Origin of the sequence: Edwardsiella hoshinae NBRC 105699 = ATCC 33379, assembly GCF_000474215.1 — a bacterium.
Taxonomy (GTDB): Bacteria; Pseudomonadota; Gammaproteobacteria; order Enterobacterales; family Enterobacteriaceae; genus Edwardsiella; species Edwardsiella hoshinae.
Map to the genome: position 1 here is coordinate 1 of NZ_BAUC01000003.1, position 17,186 is coordinate 17,186.

Here is a 17,186-nt window from a genome sequence, read left to right on the forward strand (position 1 = left end):
CACGCCCGACGTCCCCCCAGGCCTGGGTGCAGCAAGCAATCCTCGCGCCAGCCGCTGGCTTGGCGTACCTCACGCAAAGGCCGCTGGCCGCTCACGCCAGGGAAAACCGCTCCGCACAGTATTATCAGTTCGAATGGCAACTCGCCGTCGCTAACCCGATGAATGAAATTTCTGTACATCGCGTCTAACGAATAGGGCGAGCCGCCACACACCGTAACTGACGTTATAATTCAAAGCAGAAATTATCATGAAGCCCTCTGCCGTTTACTTAACATTTATTCTTCGAGGCAAAGAAATAGGTATGATTTATCCGCCAAGATAAGTCACACAATTACACATAGGCCAAATACCAATAAAGCTCTACGGCATGATTTTAGACAAGGGAAGATTTGCCATGACGAATAAATGGCTGTTAAAAAGGGGCGAATATCGTCTAAAGGTATTACGCGCCTGGTTGCAAAGCGACAGACGATTCAAAGCCAAACGTTTTTATGATGACTTCGGTCGAGAACTGCAACTCTCACCGCCGCAAACGTTTAATGAAAAAATCATATTTCGTATGCTCTTTGATAGAAACCAACGCTTTACAGAGCTGGCCGACAAGATCAACGCCCGTGAATTCGTGCGTCAACAGATCGGTGAAAAGTATGTGGTAGCAACCCTAGGCGTTTATTCATCCTTCGATCATATCGATTTTAATACTCTGCCGCAGAAATTCGTGATTAAATGTTCGCACGATAGCGCCAGTGCCATCGTATGCACCGATAAGGCCCGGTTCGATATTGCCAGCGCACGGGAAAAAATAAACTTTTACTTATCGCGAAATATGTATGTAACCACTCGCGAAAGGCACTATAAGAATATAACAGCGAGAATTCTCTGTGAAAAATATTTGGATGTCTTTGCCCAGGGCGAGCAAGACATTACTCCAGAGCTATTTCGGGTGCATTGCTTCGCGGGCCAGCCTAAATTCATCGAAGTGGATTTCAGTGATAGCCGGGGCCGGGAATCGGTCAATATTTATGATGAAAACTGGCAACGCCAAGATGTCCGTGTCGGCTATCGCCAAACCCATTACCCTAACAATCTCGATCCGCGTATCAGTAAGCCCGCCAAGCTCGACGAAATGCTGGCTCTCTCACGCCAGCTGACCGCCGACTTCGATTATTGCCGGATGGATTGGTTCTTAGTCGGCGACGAGATTTACTTTAGCGAGTTCACCTTTACGCCCTACGCCGGACGGATGCGCTTCTTCCCCGCTGAATTTGACTACCGTTTCGGGGCGGCATGGCAGCAACAGATCCACCCCTAGGCCAAGCGCAAAGTTCGCTAGATGAGGTCGCCCGGTAGATGGGGATGTGCCGTGGCGGCCCAGGGTTTACTCTGCCCAAAAAAGGAATAAAACGACTAAAATCCAGTTAGTTACAAGAAAAATCCGATTAAGTCACGCGCCGAAGTTAGGCTAAAATCGGCGTCTAACCGATAGGAGAAGAGAACGCCTATGAACAGGACAACCCGCGCCGCCCTCACCTTATTGCTTTCCACGCTCAGCATCACTGCCACCGCTGCCGGCAAGCAGATCAACGTCGAATTTCCCAAGGGGCATGACCACGCACACTATAGCGGTAGCATTACAGGATATGATTACGATAGCTATGTCTTCCGTGCCAACCAGGGGCAACGCCTGCGTCTCACCCTGGACAAAGAGACGGTCGATGCCATGCTATTCGGCCCGGGCATCGACGATGCGATTGACTTAGGAAAATACTCGCCAGCGTTGGATAGCCAAGGGCGTTACACCTTACCCGCCAGTGGGAAATATCAGCTTCGTATCTTACAAAGCCGTGCGGAGGCGCGGCGCCACAAGGTGAAGCCTTACCGTTTTGAACTGCAAATCGACCGCTAGCCGCCACACCACTCGCCCGCTGGACAGATATCTACGACCTTGGGCCCCCTGGCCGACAGAGGGGCGCGCCTGTGCCGTTCGGACGCCACTCGCCCGTTACACGGCATCCGCCTCAGCAGACAACTTCGTCGCCTGGCGTCCGCCGCCACCGCTTGTTGACCAAGATGGTAGAAAAGTAAGCGAGTGGCTGTTCATCGTCGACCTCATCCAACTGACGCCAGCAACGTTCGCCGGGGAGCGTGGCCTCGCTCATCATCAACGCGCAACCCAACAGCCCAGCCTGCGCCAGTAACGCCTTAATGCGGGCAAAGCGGCCATAGACCTTCATCAGCACCACGCTATCATGCCGCTGTAACGCCTGGACGATCTCCGCCTCCGGCGCGGTGCAGGCGATCACCGCCAACGACTGCTGCTCCATCGCCAACGGCGTTTGTGCGCGCGCAGCGATGGCGGCGAACGCGGTCACGCCGGGCACAATCTCCAGCCATTCGGGATGACCGATGCGCTGGAGCAGGAAGACCCAGGTGCTGAACAACATAGCGTCGCCGAGCGTGATAAAACCGACGCGCTTACCCGCAGCGACCGCCTGGGTAAGCTCGGTGGCGATCGCATCCCATACCGCCGTCTTTTCCGCATTGTCGGCGCTCATCGGAAAGTGGCAACAGCGGATCTCGGTCTGCGGCGCGATATACTCCCGCACAATAGCGAGCGCCAGGCTATCGCCGCCGCGCCGTCCCGCCGGGGCGTAGAGCACATCCAGCGTAGCGAGAAGACGCGCGGCGCGCACGGTGACCAGATCGGCGGCCCCCGGCCCCGTACTCAGGGCATACAGTTTTCCCGTCACGCCGCCGCCTCCATGCTGCCATCCAGTGCCTGCTGCAAGTGCGCGACAAACATCGCCCGCACAGCCGGATTCTCACCCAAGCCGTTCAGCCACGGCGTCGCCGAGATCCCCGCGGCGTTGAAGCGCATTTTCCAGGAGTCCGCCTCATCGGAGGCCATATCGTTGAGCGCATGATCGCCGGCGACCAGCATCAGCGGCATCAGATGCACCGCGTCGACACCTTCGCGGCGTAAGCTGGTGATCAGCACCTCGACCTCCGGGTAACTCTCTAGCGCGCCGACCCGTCCGGGAAAGCCCTGCGCCATCATCATGTGATCGAGGCAGGCATAGGCGGCGAAGGCGTGATGACTGGCGCCGTGGCCCATAAACACCACCCGCTCGCGTGCCGTCAGCGCCGGCATCTGCTGGCGCAACGCCTGCATCAGCTGTTGGTAGTCCGCATGGTGACTCAGTAACGGCCCGCCCAGGGTAAGGCGCGCGAACGACGGGCGCATCATCTGGGCCTCGCGGACGATCTTCTGGTACTCATCGCCATTGATGATGTGCAGTGACTGAATCGCCACATCTTGGTAGCCCAGCGCCGCCAGTCGTTGCAGGGCCTGCAACGGGGTATCGATCCGTATCCCGTCGCGCTCACGCAGCTTGCGAATGATCATTCCAGAGGTAAAGGCCCGGAACTGATCCCGCTCGGGGCAACTGGCCGCCAGCGCGCGCTCGCAAGCCACAATGTTCTTTTCGCCAGTCTCGTGATAGCTGGTGCCAAAACTCACCACCAGAAGCGCCTTTTTCATCTGCTACTCCTTTAATTGTCGGCCAACCAGCGCGCTAAACGCCGTTGAAAAGCAGCCGGACTGTCCAATAACTCCGCGCCCGTCACTAACGTGGCCGGGCGCCGAATAACGATGCAAGGAATGCCGGCCGCGAGGCAGGGCTCGACCTTCTCCCGATAGCCCCCCTCCGCGCCGGAGTCCTTGGTGATCACCACATCGGCGCGGCAGTGACGATAGAACGCGGCATTAAACGCCGCATCGAAGGGCCCACACAGCGCGAAGATCTGTCCGACGCCGAGGCCGAGGGCAGCACAGTGCGCCAGCACCTCAGGCAGCGGTAACACCCGAGCCAGTAAGGTTTTCTCCGGTAATCCGGCGCACCAATGCGCCAGATCCTTGCTGCCGGTGGTCAGCAACACGCGCTCCCCCAACGGCCGCACCAGCTCGCAGGCCGTCGCGATATCCGCCGCACGGTAAAGTAACGGGTGGGTCAGTTCACTGAGTTGTGACCGACGCTGGTACCGGCTCAACGTCACACCCAAGGTCTGGCAGGCCGCGCTGATGTTACGGCTCACCAGTTCGGCGTAGGGATGTGAGGCGTCGATCACCCAGCGAGTGCCGTTCGCGCGTAGCCACGCGACCATCTGCGCGCGCTCCATCCGGCCACAACGCACCTGGCCGAGGATCTCACCGGCCAGCGCCGCCCCCGTCGGCGTCGCCACCGACAGGGTATAGCGCACGCCGGCCGCGTCCAGTTGCTGGCATAACGCTCGCGCATCACGAGTGCCGCCGATAACCAACACCTCGCCCACGCTCACAGCGCGTATCCCCGCGGCGTGATCATCAAGCCGTCCTGCACATAGGTCGCCTGATTGCCGACGATCACCAGACTGGTCATGTCCACCGGGGCAAAGTCCATCTCCTCCAGGGTGGTCAGCCACTTCGCCTGTTTCTTGCGTCCAGCGGACTTCACCACCCCGACCGGGGTCTGTGGCGGCTTGCTGGCGGCGAGTAGCGCAAACGCCCGCGCCAGATGCCCCTCTCGTCCCCGACTGCGCGGGTTATAGAAGCAGATGACGAAGTCCGCTTCGCCGGCGGCGATAATGCGTTTTTCGATCACCGGCCACGGGGTCAACAGATCGCTAAGACTGATATGGCAGAAGTCATGCATCAACGGCGCGCCAAGCAAGGAGGCGGCGGCAATGCTGGCGGTCATGCCGGGAATGAGGCGCACCTCCAGATCGAGGTGTTGTTTGCCGACCAGTTCGAGCACTAGCCCCGCCATGCCGTAGATCCCCGCGTCACCGCTGCTGATCAACGCGACGCGATGCCCCGCTTGCGCCAGATCGATCGCCGTCTGACAGCGCTCGATCTCCTTGCACATCCCGGTCTTGATCACCGGCTTATCACCGGTAAAAGCCTTCACCAGGTGGGTGTAGGTCTTGTAACCGACGACGATCTCCGCCGCCTGTAACGCCTCGATGGCCTCCTGGGTCATCATAGCCTGTGAACCCGGGCCGATACCGATTACCGTTAACATCAGTGTGTGACTCCCAACGTGATAGTGACGCCCTGCGCTCGCAGGGTATCGCCCAATATGTGCCCCTGACTCAGCAGCCAGGCGGCCGGCGCCGAGACACTGCCGACCCCTACCGTACGGCGAACGAAAGCCGAAGCGGGAAAACGATGCTCATGGGCACGCAACGCGTCGGCGCTGAAGAGGGTAAACGGCACCTGCCAATGGTCGGCCAGTTGCCATAGTCCCGCCTCATCCCGCTTCTGTTCGACACTGCCAATCGCCTTCAGCGCCAGCGGATCGAGGTGCAGTGCCGCCAACTGGCGCGCCAACAGCGCCGCCAACAAGGCAAACGGTGTGCCGCGTCGACAACCGATACCGGCCACCACGCGCTGCGGCACCAGTTTCCAATGCGGTAGCGCCAGAGGCGGCAGCGAGTCACGCAGGGTGACGCAGATCAGCCCGTCCAGGGGCGGTAACCGTTGCAGATCGTCCACGCGGATAAAACCGCGCAGATCGCACTGGCTGAGCGCCAGTGCGCAGTGACCGTCCCCCCACAGCCCCACCCGTCGCTGGCTCACCAACATCTGGTTGACGCGTTTCACCGCCGAGCGAAAATCGGGCATCCGGGCCTGCAACTGGATGGCCAGCATGTCCAGCGCCGCCATGCCGTTGACATCCGTGGCGGTGGTGATCACCGGATCGGCCTCCAGTAGCCCTGCCAGATGACGCGTCAGCGCGTTCGCGCCGCCGGCATGACCGGAGAGTAGGCTAATGACATGCTGACCACGCTCGTCGATCACCAGTACCGCCGGATCGCATAACTTGTCTTGTAGGCAGGGGGCCAATACCCGCACCACGATGCCGGTCGCACCGATGAAGATCAGCGCCGAATAGTGGGCGAAAGCCGCGCGCGCCGCCTGAGCAAAGCCCCCCTCGCACGGCAGAAATCCCGGGACTAACAGTGCATCGCTGGTAAAGCAGGTGAGCGGCAACTGCGCCGCCAACCGCTGCGCCAGTGCCACGCCACCAGGGGTGAGACAAAATAAGGCGATGGACTCAGGCTTGGCGATATTCATGGCTGAAGTCCGCCGCATAAAGCCGGGAATAGTGATACTCAGCGCCCAGGAAATCTCCGACCAGGATCAGCGCCGTCTTGCGGATCCCGGCGGTCTTGACCTGCTCGGCGATATCCCCCAAGGTGCCGCGCACACACTGGCTGTCCGGCCAGGTCGCCTTATACAGCACCGCCACCGGCGTCTGAGGCGGGTAGCCGCCGGCGATCAACCGTTCGACCACCCGCTGAATGCGTTGAACCGACAGGTAGATCGCCATCGAGGTACGGTGGCTGGCCAGCGCCTCCAACCGCTCGCCCTCCGGTACCGGCGTCCGCCCGGCGAGCCGGGTGATGATCAGGCTCTGGGAGAGTTGCGGCACGGTATACTCCACGCCGAGTTCGGCCGCCGCGCCGAGGAAAGCGCTGACGCCCGGCACCACCTGCCAGGCGATGCCGCGTTTCGTTAACTCCTCCCCCTGCTCACGCACCGAGCCATAGAGCGAGACATCGCCGGTTTGTAGGCGTACCACGGTCTTGCCGGCCCTCACCCCCGCCTCCATCAGATCGAGGATCTGCGTCAGATGCAGCGTCGCGCTATCGTGGCGCTCGGCCTCGGGTGGGCAATACTCCAACAGTGCCGGATTGATCAGCGAGCCCGCGTAGATGACCAACTGCGCCTGCTGCAACAGGCGGTAACCCTTGAGGGTGATCAGTTCGCGGTCGCCTGGCCCGGCACCGACAAACCACACACACCGCGGATCGAAACGCTCAGACATGCTGTTACTCCTTGTGACAGGCGAGGACAAAAACCGGATTATGTGCTTTGAAGTAGTGGCCACGACCGAGCGCGCTGAGGGTGGCAACCTGCATCTGTACGCAGTCGAGCGCCGCGACGCCACAGTGCCGCAGATAGTCCAACGCCTCATGCAGACTCTCCTGCAAGATAAAGGTCAGCACCAAGCGGCCGCCAGGATGAAGCTGCACTAAAGACCAGTCGATCAGCGCCGTCAGGCGGCCACCGCTGCCGCCGATAAACACGGCATCGGCTTGTTCGACCCCAGGCAGTGGCGCCTCGCCCGCCCGGATCGTCAGATTAGCGCACGCGAAATGCTGCCGGTTTTCGGCCAGCAGGCGTAACGCCGCGGGCTCTCGTTCAATCGCCGTCACCTGTAAGCTAGGGCATTGTAGCGCCGCCTCGATCGACACACTCCCGGTGCCGGCGCCGACATCGATCAGGTGGCGGGCGTGATGCAGCTCAAGCTTGGCCAGGACGAAGGCGCGTACCGCCTCCTTGGTCATCGGCACGTTCTCACCGCGTAAGAATCGCTCATCTTTCATCAAGGATCACCACGCTATTCATGTCATATTCGCCATCGACCTCGCTGGCGCGCAGCCAGTGAATACGTTCGTTGTCCATTGCCAGGTTTTCTCCCACCACCATCCAACGCCGCCCTTTTCCACGCGCCACCAACTGCGCGGCGATCTCACGTGGACCGCAGCGCGCATCCGTCACCAGCGCCACCTTGCTATGGCGCACCAGCGCATCAAAGTCGACTGGCCGTCCATGGCTACTGGTGAGCCACATCTCGTTCATATCGATTCCCGCCCGGGCGCACAGGTACTGCACCGCGCTAATGCCGGGAATGATGCATACCCGCTCGCGGCCAAAATGCGCCAACAGTCGCGTACCGATGCCATAAAATAGCGGGTCGCCCGAAGCCAGGATCACCACCCGCTTCTCCTGTTGCGCCTCGAGCCAGCGCAGCAACTCGGGGATGTTGGCCCCCAAGGTAAAGGTCGTCCCGCCAAACTCCGCAAACTGTTGCAGGTGACGGCGCCCGCCCACCAGGATCTCGGCGCCGTCGATCGCCGCGCGCGCCGCTGGCGTCAACAGTTGCCCGCCCGCCGGCCCCATCCCCACCACCGTCAACATTGCAGCGCCTCGGCGATCGCCGCGACGGGGCGGTTGCTGCCCAACACCTGATTATCGAAGGAAAACAGGATAGCGTCACAGACCGGCGGCTGGCGGGTGAAGCGCAACCGCTCCTGGACACGCTGACAGATGCGCTCGGCGAGATGATCAAACAGAGACTGAAAACCGTAAGTTGCGATCGGCGCCAACGCGGCCTCGGTGGTGTCACACTCACTGACCAATTTCAACAGCGCCAGCGGGGCGCCGAGCAGCGCCAGATGGGCGACCAGCGTCTCCATACGGGCATCGGCGATGTGACTGTGGGTGTGGAAGATCCCGGCGGCGATCTTACTCAGTTTGCCGGGATGGCCGACCAGCACGATGTGGCGAAAGCCCAAGCGCACCGCCTCATCGATCATATAGCCGACAAAGTTACTCATGGTGACCACGCTGTCGGCGTCGATCCCCAACTGCTCGCCGGCGAAGCGCGCGCCGTGATTGCCGGGCACCAGCACCACTCGCTCCAGCCCGGCGGCGCGCTTCACCTCTAACTCCAGCGCCAAGGCACGTTTCCAGCTCTCTTCCGACATCGGCGTCACAATGCCGGTGGTGCCGATGATCGAGATGCCGCCCAGGATACCGAGCCGGGCGTTATAGGTCTGCTGCGCACGGGCCTCGCCTTCGGGAGCAAAAATTTCGACCTCGGCTCCGCGCGCCGGCCCGATCGCCTCGCGTACCGCGGCCTCAATGGTCTGGCGCGGAGTGTGATTGATCGCCGCGCTGCCGACCGGCAGCCCCACCCCGGGGCGCGTTACGGTTCCAATCCCCTGGCCACCACGCAGGTGGATCTCGCCGCTGCCGTCGAGCGTCACCCGCGCAAAAATCAGCATGCCGTGCGTCGCGTCGACGTCGTCGCCACCATCCTTACGAATGGCGGCGACGGCTTGTTGTCCCTCGATATGCGGGGACTCGACATTCAGCGTCAGGGTGACGCCGCTCGGCGTCACGATGGACACCTGGTGGATCAGATGCTGGCGCAATGCCATCAACGCGGCGACCTTGGCCGCCGCCGTCGCACAGGAGCCGGTAGTATAGCCCTTACGCAACGCCTTACCGTGGTGCCATACCGGGGCCGTAAAGGTCGGGTCGCTCATTGCGCCTCCCGCAAGTGATAAAGGATGGCGTTGACGATCGCCGCCGCCACATTGCTACCGCCTTTACGTCCGAGTGCGGCGATGGCCGGCAGCGCACTGCGCGTCAGCGCCGCCTTCGACTCCGCCGCCCCGACGAATCCCACCGGCACCCCGATCACACCGCTGACCGGTGCGCCCAGCTCTAACAGACGAAACAACGCCGTCGGCGCGTTACCGAAGACGAACACCCGCGCCTCGGCCGCTGTCTCCGCCAGCGCGACATCCACCGCCGCCATGGAGCGGGTGATCCCCTGTGCCTGTGCCTGCGCCATCACCCGGGCATCACGGATATAGCAGCGGCACTCGCCGCCGAAGCGGGCCAACAGCGGCTTATTGATGCCAGCGAGCGCCATGCTGGTGTCGGTATAAAGAATAGAAGGACGGCTCAACGCTGCCGTGAGGCGCGCCAACGCATCCGGGGAAAACCAGAGCATATCCAGCCAGTCGAAATCGGCGGTGGTATGGATAACCCGCTTGATGATCGCTTCATGCAGTGGGCTGGCGAAGCGATAATCCGGCCGCGTCTCGCGGATGATCGTATCGATAATGGCGAAGCTCTTGCTTTCGATCGCCTGGGGTTGCTGGATGTAATGCATGGTGTGCTCCTCAGGCCGCGCCGACCAGCAACCAGCGCGCGGCGATAAACAGCAGCAGCGCCAGCGTGGAGGCGACCCACATCAATCGGATCGTGCGGGAAATATCAGCGACGGCGATCGGGCGCAGCGCGTCACCGATCCAGGGCTTCTCGACCCGCTCGCCAAAGTAATCGTTAGGCCCGCCGAGACGAATACCCAACGCACCGGCCACTGTCGCCTCCGACCAGGCGCAATTGGGGCTGCTGTGTTGATAACGATCGCGCCAGCCAATGCGCAGCGCGCGGCTGAAATCGGCGCGGCACAAGCCCGCCGCGACACTCAGCAGCAACCAGCTTAGCCGCGCCGGGATGGCATTCGCCACATCGTCCATGCGGGCGCTGACCATACCGATCGCCCGGTATTTTTCCTGCTTGTAACCCACCATCGAGTCGAGGGTATTGACCGCCTTATAGGCCATCGCCAACGGGGCGCCGCCCAGCAACAGGAAGAACAGCGGCGCGATAACGCCATCCACGGTATTTTCTGCGACGGTCTCGACCACCGCACGGTTGATCTGCGCGGGTTGCAGCTGGCGGGTGTCACGCCCCACGATCCAGGCCAGTTTCTCCTGGCTCTCCTGGAGCCGCCCCGCCTGTAGCGGCAACGCCACCGCGCGCGCGGCCTGCGCCAGGCAACGCCCCGCCAGCACGGTAAAGATCATCCACACCTCGACGAGCCAGCCCAACCAAGGATGGATGGCCCGCGCCAGCGCTAATCCTCCCCAAGCCACGCCCCAGGTCACGCCCACCACCAACAGCCACATCACCCCACCGCCGATACGCAGCGCCCGGTCGCTATGGCAGTAGCGCCGCACCTGGCGCTGCACCACGTCAATCAGTCGGCCTATCCAGCGTACCGGATGCGGCCAATGCGGCGGATCGCCAATCAGGCTGTCGAGCAGCCAGGCGACACACCAGGCTAACAACGTCATTGCGCCCTCCTAGCCGCCGCCAGCCAATGCATCAGCATCCGCGGACGCTGGGCGAAGTGGAGGTGCAGATAACTGGCAAAGGCACTGCCCACCTGCCAGCCCCCCGACCAGGTCTGACGTGTTTGACCATCGCACACCTTGCGGCACGCCAGGAGCGCCGGGGTCTGTGGGGTAAAATCGGAATAGTGAAACTCGTGACCGCGCAGCACCTCGCCGGGCGCCGCCAGCAGCGTCGCCTGGCACGCCTGCGCCTCGCAGTAGCCAAAGCGGGTGAGCCGCTTCCCCATTTTACTGTGACCGGGAATAATATTAGCCATGCGATGCGTCTCGCCCTGTGCATCCTCTAAGGTACTGCCGAGATACATCAACCCGCCGCATTCGCCATAGATCGCCACACCACGCCGCTGCGCCTGGCGCAGGCTGTCCAGCATCGTCTCGTTGGCCGCCAACGCCTTGGCGTACAGCTCCGGATAGCCGCCGCCCAGCCAGACCATCTGACAATCGGGCAACTGGGCATCATGCAATGGGCTAAAAGACACGATCTCGACGCCGCAGCGGGCGAGCAGTTGGATATTGTCCGGATAATAGAAGTTGAACGCCTCATCTTCGGCTATGGCCAGCCGCAACCCGCGGCCGGCGTCGGCAGGAGGCAAATCCGGCCAGACGCCCGGCGGTAACGACGTCAGCGAGCAGAGGGCCAGTAGCCGATCGATATCGAGCGTCTGTTCGAGCGTAGCGGCGAAATCGCGCCAGGGTTGCGCCGTCACCAACGATTCGCGCGCGGTCACCAGTCCCAGGTGACGCTCCGGCAGGGAGATCCCCTCGACGCTGGGCACATGGCCGAGCACCGGAAGGGCGCAATAGTGCTCGATCGCCGTCTTGAGCAGCGCAAAATGCGCCGCGCTGTTGACCCGATTGACGATCACCCCGGCGATATTCAGGCTCGGGTCAAAGTGCTGAAACCCCATGACCGTCGCGGCGATGGAGGTGGACACCGCCTTACCGTCCACCAGCAGGATCACCGGGCAGCCGAGCTGCTTGGCCATCGCCGCCGTACTGCAATAAGCAGGATCGGTGCCATAGCCGTCATACAGTCCCATCACCCCTTCGATGACGGCGACATCGGCCTGCTGCATCTGCGCGTTGAATAACGCATTCAGCGTCGGGGCGGGTAGCATAAAGCTGTCGAGATTGCGGGAGGCAACCCCGCAAACCGCCGTGTGCCAGCCGGTATCGAGATAATCCGGCCCCACTTTGTACGGCTGCACGCGTAATCCACGCTGCTGCAATACCTTCAGCAGTCCCAGCGTCAGCGTGGTCTTACCACAACCGCTGCCGGTGCCGGCCAGAACAAACGCGTACGGCTTTGCCGTCATGACCCTGATCCTATTCAGGGTGGTAGGGATGTATCGATGCTCGCCAGCCCCGTTCGGTGACGCGATGCATCTGAGCAACCCACTTCCCACCGAAGTTGTTGATCGTCACCGACAGGCCGGTCTTCTGGCTTAGCGTCCTCCTCGCCCGGCCTTCCCAATCTTGCGATCAGTGGTGTTCACGGGGTCGTCAGCATCACAGCAGCGGGGGCTGCGGGGGATTCTCACCCCCTTCCCTGCCATACACGATGGCAAAACCTGTCGGTCTCTTTATTCTTAGCGGCCTGGCGCCACGGCACAGTCGCGAAACCGGGTACGACGCACTTTTGGTCGAGGCGGTGCGCTATACGTTCATTCAGTGCGCAATGCATGCGCCAATAGATTCTCGGATATACTGTATCCCATCACATCGATAAAAACCGACGCAATTTAGCATAAAAATATCATTATGTGCTGATGGTCTCTGCATTTGGGTGGGATTTTATTATTTATAGTTTTGAATCAATTTATTACACTAATCTTGTCTACAATATCGTGACCTATTTCTGTTGTTGTTCCCCTGCGCCGTCGCCTGCGGAGATCCCGCTGCGTCTACCGCGCCATCCAGTCGTAACACATTAAAAAATATAGCAATCCATCAATTAGCATGACACTATGCGGCAAAAGAGAGCAAAAGAGGATAAATCGGTGGCAGTTGCCCAGTGTCCCGCATCATGCGGAGAGCTCATCCAGGGCTGGATTTTAGGTGGTGAGAAGTTGGTCTCCTGCCCCATCGCCTGGTACAGCACGGTCGAAGTGTGCGACGGCACGCCGCTAGCGCAGGAGCGCCCGCTCGCCCGGGCGATGATCGAGCGCCTACTGCACCACTGGGGCTACCCGGCGCAGATGAGCCGGGCATTACGCCTCACTATCCACTCAACCATCCCCTTGGCCAAGGGGATGGCCAGCAGCACGGCGGATATCGCCGCCACCGCCGTGGCGACCGCACAACATCTGGGGCGGCAGTTGGACGAGCCGACGCTGGCCGCACTGTGCGTGGCGCTGGAGCCGACCGACAGCACCCTGTTTCGCCAGCTGACCCTGTTCGATCATAACGATGCCTCCACCCAGATCGCCTGCGGCAGCGCGCCCGAAGTGGATGTGTTGCTGCTCGAAAGCCCGCTAACCTTACGTACAGCGGACTACCATCGCCGCGCGCGCCAAAAGGCGTTAGTGGCGGAGGCGGCGGCGCTGCAACGCGCCTGGCAGCGGCTGCGAGAGGCCTGCCAGCGCCACGATCCTTACCGCCTAGGCGAGGCGACCACCCTCAGCGCCATCGCCAGCCAGCGGCTGTTACCAAAGGCGGGGTTTCCCGCGCTGCTGGCCATGGTAGAGAAGTACGGCCTGTATGGCGTCAACGTGGCGCACAGCGGCAGCGTCGTCGGTTTGCTGCTGGATCAGCGCCGACATGATGTCGATGCGCTGAAGCACCACCTCGCGCAACACGGGTTAACCCGCCACTGGCCTACGCAGCACCTGCTCAAACTGATCAGCGGCGGCGTCAACTTAATGTAAGGCTCGACAAGATGACCTCCCCCAGGCGTTGGGCCGGGTTGCATCAGAGATGCCGGGCCTTTTGGCTGACGTTAGATAAACGCCTGCGTAGCGGGTTAGTTAACGATGGGTGACATCTGCGTCGGTTACATTCCTGTTGCCTCGGCGCGATCTTTTCCCGCGCATCTTCCCGTGACAGGTACCGGTGAACATTCAGGCACTCATCGCAAAAATCACCATTAAATGACGCGACCCGTGTAAGCTTCATGCGCCTTAACAACGCTGTGCACCACGATGCTATTTGGCGCTCATCGCGGGCGTAGAAGAGGCGCGTAGCGCCATTTGGCTACCGGCTGGCGTTGTCTGCGGCTGTGGTGGGCTGCATGACAATCAGCGCCATGACGCCCAGGGCTACCGCCAACATCACGGAGCTAAAGCGGATCAGGCCATCGCTAAAGGCATCGATGCTAGTTGAAGTAATCGAGTAAAACACCAAGACCACATAGCTCGAATAGAGCAGTTGAATCGAGTTATAACTGGCCTTTTTCTCGACCGCGTGGATCCCCATAAATAAGGCGCAAACGAGCGTGACGCCCAATTGCCCAAGCAAGTTGGTTTGCAACACGCACATGATCAAAGGAGGAAGCGCATAGAGCACACTGGCATAGGTCGTCAGTAGACGCCTGATGCCGTAGTTGTGCCCCAGGGCGGGATTGGAATCTTTGATGATCAGCGCAACTACGATGGTAATAATCGTGCTCTGCTCCAGATCGAGCGTAATGCCGATATAGAGGATAACCAGCACCAGTGCCGCCTTAAACAGGGTGTGCCAACGCTGATGGGGACGTGTGCCGGCGCTATTGGCGGCTGCACTGGCATCGGTTAATGGCTCTCCGCCCGGGAAAATAAAATAGGCGAGGTAGGCGGTAAACCCTGCGACGAAGATATTCTTCAGCAGGGCCAGCGGTATTTGATCAACCGAAATCGCTTTCTGTTTAACGAAAACGGCAATCATCGCCGTTGCCACCATGAGCAAAATCGCCACCAGGTCCTGCGCATTTTTCCGCGTTCGATCCATGCACCAGTAGAATATCCCTAATAGGGCCAGGTAATAGACGTAAGGATAATCCAGCAGCAAATTGGCCAACCAGGCTTGGAGCCAGGAAGTCAGGTACAGCACCACCGCCATCAAAAACACCATGATGAGCGGCGGAGGATTGTGCGTCGTGGTGAGGAATACCGCGCACATAGCCGGCGCCAACAGCGGTAAATCCGTCCCAAATACATATTGCCAAAACAGCAACAGCACCGGGAATAGCGCGACCCGCAGTAAGGCGTTGGCGGGACTATGAAACATAGCTGATGTAACTCCATGCCCATATCCACAGATCTTCCAGTCGCTCGCCTAGGTATGAGCGTCCCGGATAGAACGCGACCACCGCACGACCGCCGTAGCGTAGGTTCACTCTGGGCGGCAGAGCATCAAGTTGGATATTGACGGGAAAACGCTGGGCGCTCGGGTTCGTGGTCGGTGAATCCAGCAGCCCGCTACTCGCATCGACCTGCAAGTTGCCGTTGCCACTGCTACCAAAGCCGATGGAGCTGATTTTCCCCGAGAATACCTGACCAGGATACGCATCCAACACCACTTTGACGCCATCCCCCCGCTTCAAATGCGCCAGCGAGTTCTCCCTGACCATGGCGGTCAGCCACAGTTTATCGGTATTAATAAAGGTCAGCAGTGGTTGGCCGGCGCTGGCGTAGTTGCCGGTTGCCAGCACCATGTTGGTGATGACGCCATTGGCCGGCGCCTTCAAATCCGTATATTCGAGATTAAGCCTGGCTTGCGCGCGCTTGTTGAGTACCGCCTGAATTTCGGGATTTTCTTCCCCACGCGGGCCAATCTCAAAACGGGCCTTTTCCAGTGCGGAGCTCATTTGCGCCAGATTGGCCTCGGCGGTTCTCAACTGGGTCAGCGTATCATCCATGGCAGCCTGGCTGATGGTGCCCTTTTTCAGTAGCACCCTGTACCGTTCGACCTGTAACCGGGCATTATTGGCAACGGCGCGGGCTGATGCCTCGTTAGCTTTCGCAACCTTGATGGAGGCCGAGTCCGCATGGTAGGACTGGGCGGCCTGTTGCAAAGCCAATTCAGCCGCTTTGACTTCCAGCGCGAAAGGCGCTTTATCAATGGTGACCAGCAGTTGCCCCTTCGTCACCGCTTCGTTATTGGCGACATGAATACTGGCAATCGGGCCGGAAACCTGCGGAACCAGACGGATGACTTCACCATTGACCCGGCCCATATCGGTCATCGGAGTCATGCGATCGGCCCACAAGCTATAGATCCACAGAATAAAAACCGCCAGGAAAATGAAATACGTCAGCGAACGCGCCTGCTTGGTCTTGTCCTGCGCAGATGGCGCCGCACCACGCGCGTCCAGCGTATTGGGGTCACGCATTACTCTTGTTCCTTTGCTAAAATCATAGGGAAAACGAAATCAATCTAACAGACTAATTTTTTTGGTAATTAGACTCTGTTTGGTGCGGTATTCAATGAACAGCGTGATGACAAATGCAAACCCGCCGACCAAGAAGGCCGCCCACGTGCTGGGGACAAGGATCTCGCCCATATACTTGGTCCAGATCACCGCCAGCGCCACAAACCAGCCGAAGAGTGCCGCACATTGAGTGACCGCGATGGGCAGCATGCGTCGCCAAAATGACGGATTAATGCTGTTTTGCATCGCCGGGCATGCCTTGTGCAAATGTCTAACAAATAACTTGGCGGTAATCAGCGACAATATAATCCCCAGACCAAATGTCAGCGAGATCGCCTCTCCCCATACCGATGTTTGTTCATGTGCGATGGCATTGAGCGACAGCGGTACTGCTGCCACCGCCTTAAAATGCCAGTGCGCGATCAAGCCGTTGATCACACCATTAATCAAGCCTGCGGCAATAGAATCTTGCAGACGAATAGCCGATTGGGACATGAATAAACATCCTCATAACTGAATAAAAAAATAGTTGCCAAGGTAAAAGTTTGACAAAATAAAATAACCGCGCGAGATAGTCTTTTCCACGCAATACACGCCATCCGCCGAGCGAATTGGGGGCGCGATCATAACATCAATTTCCGGCGCTGAACGACACTTAATGTAGAAAAATCGCCCTGACGCCGCGAGCGACACTATCGTTGTAGGTATGCGTCGCTCTTTTAATAGAATAGCGCGGCGCGCGATGCCTTGACGCGTTATTTTTTGTTACGACTTATGCCCTATTAATTCATGGCGTCTTTAGCATTAATCTAGAAAAAAGCAATCAGACAAAGATGCAAATATAAGTAATATAGTATTACCAATGTTTTTCCGTCATGAGTGATGGCACCCGTTAACCATCAGTACGCTGGCGGGAGGCCGACATGGCAAAAGGCGCACTCCGGGTAACGACGGTTCAACCGCTGCCATCGTCCCTCCTCGTGCCGATGCCTGCATGTTAAGCCAGCCGCATCCG

Annotated in this window: 20 protein-coding genes and 1 riboswitch; of the genes, 4 read left to right on the forward strand and 16 right to left on the reverse strand. The window is 59.7% G+C overall.

The genetic code is table 11. The annotated features are described in order from the left end of the window. The 3 genes from EHO01S_RS19190 to EHO01S_RS00845 all read left to right on the forward strand — a co-directional run. Positions 1-188 (forward strand): hypothetical protein (locus EHO01S_RS19190; RefSeq protein ID WP_035370152.1); only part of this gene is annotated, 188 nt, incomplete at its 5' end. Between the two features lie 206 nt (positions 189-394). Continuing rightward, positions 395-1,312: an ATP-grasp fold amidoligase family protein gene (locus tag EHO01S_RS00840; RefSeq protein WP_024522176.1), complete on the forward strand. Its 918-nt coding sequence runs from the start codon at positions 395-397 to the stop codon at positions 1,310-1,312. 189 nt (positions 1,313-1,501) lie between these two features. Beyond that, positions 1,502-1,906 carry a PPC domain-containing protein gene (locus EHO01S_RS00845; protein ID WP_024522177.1) on the forward strand — a complete coding sequence of 135 codons (405 nt, stop codon included), beginning with the start codon at positions 1,502-1,504 and terminating at the stop codon, positions 1,904-1,906. Positions 1,907-2,018: 112 nt separating this feature from the next. Here the strand turns inward: EHO01S_RS00845 and EHO01S_RS00850 are convergent, their stop codons facing one another. From EHO01S_RS00850 to EHO01S_RS00905, 12 genes are read right to left on the reverse strand one after another with little or no spacing between them, the layout of a single operon-like run. Continuing rightward, a complete protein-coding gene (locus tag EHO01S_RS00850) occupies positions 2,019-2,750 on the reverse strand; it encodes a cobalt-factor II C(20)-methyltransferase (protein WP_024522178.1) in 732 nt (243 codons plus the stop codon). Further along, positions 2,747-3,541 carry a sirohydrochlorin cobaltochelatase gene (gene cbiK / locus EHO01S_RS00855; RefSeq protein WP_024522179.1) on the reverse strand — a complete coding sequence of 265 codons (795 nt, stop codon included), beginning with the start codon at positions 3,539-3,541 and terminating at the stop codon, positions 2,747-2,749. The genes EHO01S_RS00850 and cbiK overlap by 4 nt, the downstream gene beginning before the upstream one ends. An 11-nt stretch (positions 3,542-3,552) precedes the next feature. Then, a complete protein-coding gene (locus EHO01S_RS00860; RefSeq protein WP_024522180.1) occupies positions 3,553-4,338 on the reverse strand; it encodes a cobalt-precorrin-6A reductase in 786 nt (261 codons plus the stop codon). Beyond that, positions 4,335-5,060, reverse strand: a complete 726-nt coding sequence (locus tag EHO01S_RS00865; RefSeq protein WP_024522181.1) for a precorrin-3B C(17)-methyltransferase — start codon at positions 5,058-5,060, stop codon at positions 4,335-4,337. The genes EHO01S_RS00860 and EHO01S_RS00865 overlap by 4 nt, the downstream gene beginning before the upstream one ends. Continuing rightward, positions 5,060-6,115 carry a cobalt-precorrin 5A hydrolase gene (cbiG, locus tag EHO01S_RS00870; RefSeq protein WP_024522182.1) on the reverse strand — a complete coding sequence of 352 codons (1,056 nt, stop codon included), beginning with the start codon at positions 6,113-6,115 and terminating at the stop codon, positions 5,060-5,062. The genes EHO01S_RS00865 and cbiG overlap by 1 nt, the downstream gene beginning before the upstream one ends. Continuing rightward, positions 6,096-6,869, reverse strand: coding sequence for a cobalt-precorrin-4 methyltransferase (locus tag EHO01S_RS00875; RefSeq protein WP_024522183.1), 774 nt, complete (start codon positions 6,867-6,869; stop codon positions 6,096-6,098). Before EHO01S_RS00875 ends, cbiG begins: the two co-directional genes overlap by 20 nt. A 4-nt stretch (positions 6,870-6,873) precedes the next feature. Further along, positions 6,874-7,431 carry a decarboxylating cobalt-precorrin-6B (C(15))-methyltransferase gene (locus EHO01S_RS17320; RefSeq protein WP_035370153.1) on the reverse strand — a complete coding sequence of 186 codons (558 nt, stop codon included), beginning with the start codon at positions 7,429-7,431 and terminating at the stop codon, positions 6,874-6,876. Next, positions 7,421-8,026 (reverse strand): cobalt-precorrin-7 (C(5))-methyltransferase, encoded by a 606-nt coding sequence (locus EHO01S_RS00885; RefSeq protein ID WP_024522184.1) that lies wholly within the window; start codon positions 8,024-8,026, stop codon positions 7,421-7,423. The genes EHO01S_RS17320 and EHO01S_RS00885 overlap by 11 nt, the downstream gene beginning before the upstream one ends. After that, positions 8,020-9,159 (reverse strand): cobalt-precorrin-5B (C(1))-methyltransferase CbiD, encoded by a 1,140-nt coding sequence (cbiD, locus tag EHO01S_RS00890; protein ID WP_024522185.1) that lies wholly within the window; start codon positions 9,157-9,159, stop codon positions 8,020-8,022. Before cbiD ends, EHO01S_RS00885 begins: the two co-directional genes overlap by 7 nt. After that, the gene (locus EHO01S_RS00895; protein WP_024522186.1) at positions 9,156-9,794 is read right to left on the reverse strand and encodes a cobalt-precorrin-8 methylmutase; all 639 of its coding nucleotides are present in this window, start codon (positions 9,792-9,794) and stop codon (positions 9,156-9,158) included. Before EHO01S_RS00895 ends, cbiD begins: the two co-directional genes overlap by 4 nt. 10 nt (positions 9,795-9,804) lie before the next feature. After that, a complete protein-coding gene (cbiB, locus tag EHO01S_RS00900; protein WP_024522187.1) occupies positions 9,805-10,764 on the reverse strand; it encodes an adenosylcobinamide-phosphate synthase CbiB in 960 nt (319 codons plus the stop codon). Next, a complete protein-coding gene (locus EHO01S_RS00905) occupies positions 10,761-12,140 on the reverse strand; it encodes a cobyrinic acid a,c-diamide synthase CobB (protein ID WP_024522188.1) in 1,380 nt (459 codons plus the stop codon). The genes cbiB and EHO01S_RS00905 overlap by 4 nt, the downstream gene beginning before the upstream one ends. A 97-nt stretch (positions 12,141-12,237) precedes the next feature. Beyond that, positions 12,238-12,414: riboswitch (cobalamin riboswitch) on the reverse strand. Between the two features lie 410 nt (positions 12,415-12,824). On the opposite strand from EHO01S_RS00905, the gene EHO01S_RS00910 reads away from it, so the two are divergent. Further along, positions 12,825-13,691 (forward strand): GHMP family kinase ATP-binding protein, encoded by an 867-nt coding sequence (locus EHO01S_RS00910; RefSeq protein WP_081702220.1) that lies wholly within the window; start codon positions 12,825-12,827, stop codon positions 13,689-13,691. Positions 13,692-13,734: 43 nt separating this feature from the next. Here EHO01S_RS00910 and EHO01S_RS18785 read toward each other — a convergent pair whose 3' ends face one another. The 4 genes from EHO01S_RS18785 to EHO01S_RS00925 form a co-directional block, all read right to left on the reverse strand. After that, positions 13,735-13,938, reverse strand: coding sequence for an integrase core domain-containing protein (locus EHO01S_RS18785; protein WP_071990982.1), 204 nt, complete (start codon positions 13,936-13,938; stop codon positions 13,735-13,737). 78 nt (positions 13,939-14,016) lie between these two features. Beyond that, positions 14,017-15,027: a DUF2955 domain-containing protein gene (locus EHO01S_RS00915; protein WP_024522190.1), complete on the reverse strand. Its 1,011-nt coding sequence runs from the start codon at positions 15,025-15,027 to the stop codon at positions 14,017-14,019. Then, positions 15,017-16,132: an HlyD family secretion protein gene (locus EHO01S_RS00920; protein ID WP_024522191.1), complete on the reverse strand. Its 1,116-nt coding sequence runs from the start codon at positions 16,130-16,132 to the stop codon at positions 15,017-15,019. The genes EHO01S_RS00915 and EHO01S_RS00920 overlap by 11 nt, the downstream gene beginning before the upstream one ends. Before the next feature lie 39 nt (positions 16,133-16,171). Beyond that, a complete protein-coding gene (locus EHO01S_RS00925; RefSeq protein ID WP_035370154.1) occupies positions 16,172-16,666 on the reverse strand; it encodes a hypothetical protein in 495 nt (164 codons plus the stop codon). Positions 16,667-17,186 lie beyond the last annotated feature (520 nt).

Excerpts from the sequence above, each read along its gene's own strand:
- EHO01S_RS00840 (WP_024522176.1), top strand. The coding sequence starts at position 395 with ATGACGAATAAATGGCTGTTAAAAAGGGGCGAATATCGTCTAAAGGTA.
- cbiB (WP_024522187.1), bottom strand. The coding sequence starts at position 10,764 with ATGACGTTGTTAGCCTGGTGTGTCGCCTGGCTGCTCGACAGCCTGATT.
- cbiG (WP_024522182.1), bottom strand. The coding sequence starts at position 6,115 with ATGAATATCGCCAAGCCTGAGTCCATCGCCTTATTTTGTCTCACCCCT.
- EHO01S_RS00875 (WP_024522183.1), bottom strand. The coding sequence starts at position 6,869 with ATGTCTGAGCGTTTCGATCCGCGGTGTGTGTGGTTTGTCGGTGCCGGG.
- EHO01S_RS00925 (WP_035370154.1), bottom strand. The coding sequence starts at position 16,666 with ATGTCCCAATCGGCTATTCGTCTGCAAGATTCTATTGCCGCAGGCTTG.
- EHO01S_RS00885 (WP_024522184.1), bottom strand. The coding sequence starts at position 8,026 with ATGTTGACGGTGGTGGGGATGGGGCCGGCGGGCGGGCAACTGTTGACG.
- EHO01S_RS00865 (WP_024522181.1), bottom strand. The coding sequence starts at position 5,060 with ATGTTAACGGTAATCGGTATCGGCCCGGGTTCACAGGCTATGATGACC.
- EHO01S_RS00905 (WP_024522188.1), bottom strand. The coding sequence starts at position 12,140 with ATGACGGCAAAGCCGTACGCGTTTGTTCTGGCCGGCACCGGCAGCGGT.
- cbiD (WP_024522185.1), bottom strand. The coding sequence starts at position 9,159 with ATGAGCGACCCGACCTTTACGGCCCCGGTATGGCACCACGGTAAGGCG.
- EHO01S_RS00845 (WP_024522177.1), top strand. The coding sequence starts at position 1,502 with ATGAACAGGACAACCCGCGCCGCCCTCACCTTATTGCTTTCCACGCTC.
- EHO01S_RS18785 (WP_071990982.1), bottom strand. The coding sequence starts at position 13,938 with ATGAAGCTTACACGGGTCGCGTCATTTAATGGTGATTTTTGCGATGAG.
- EHO01S_RS17320 (WP_035370153.1), bottom strand. The coding sequence starts at position 7,431 with ATGAAAGATGAGCGATTCTTACGCGGTGAGAACGTGCCGATGACCAAG.
- EHO01S_RS00915 (WP_024522190.1), bottom strand. The coding sequence starts at position 15,027 with ATGTTTCATAGTCCCGCCAACGCCTTACTGCGGGTCGCGCTATTCCCG.
- cbiK (WP_024522179.1), bottom strand. The coding sequence starts at position 3,541 with ATGAAAAAGGCGCTTCTGGTGGTGAGTTTTGGCACCAGCTATCACGAG.
- EHO01S_RS00920 (WP_024522191.1), bottom strand. The coding sequence starts at position 16,132 with ATGCGTGACCCCAATACGCTGGACGCGCGTGGTGCGGCGCCATCTGCG.
- EHO01S_RS00895 (WP_024522186.1), bottom strand. The coding sequence starts at position 9,794 with ATGCATTACATCCAGCAACCCCAGGCGATCGAAAGCAAGAGCTTCGCC.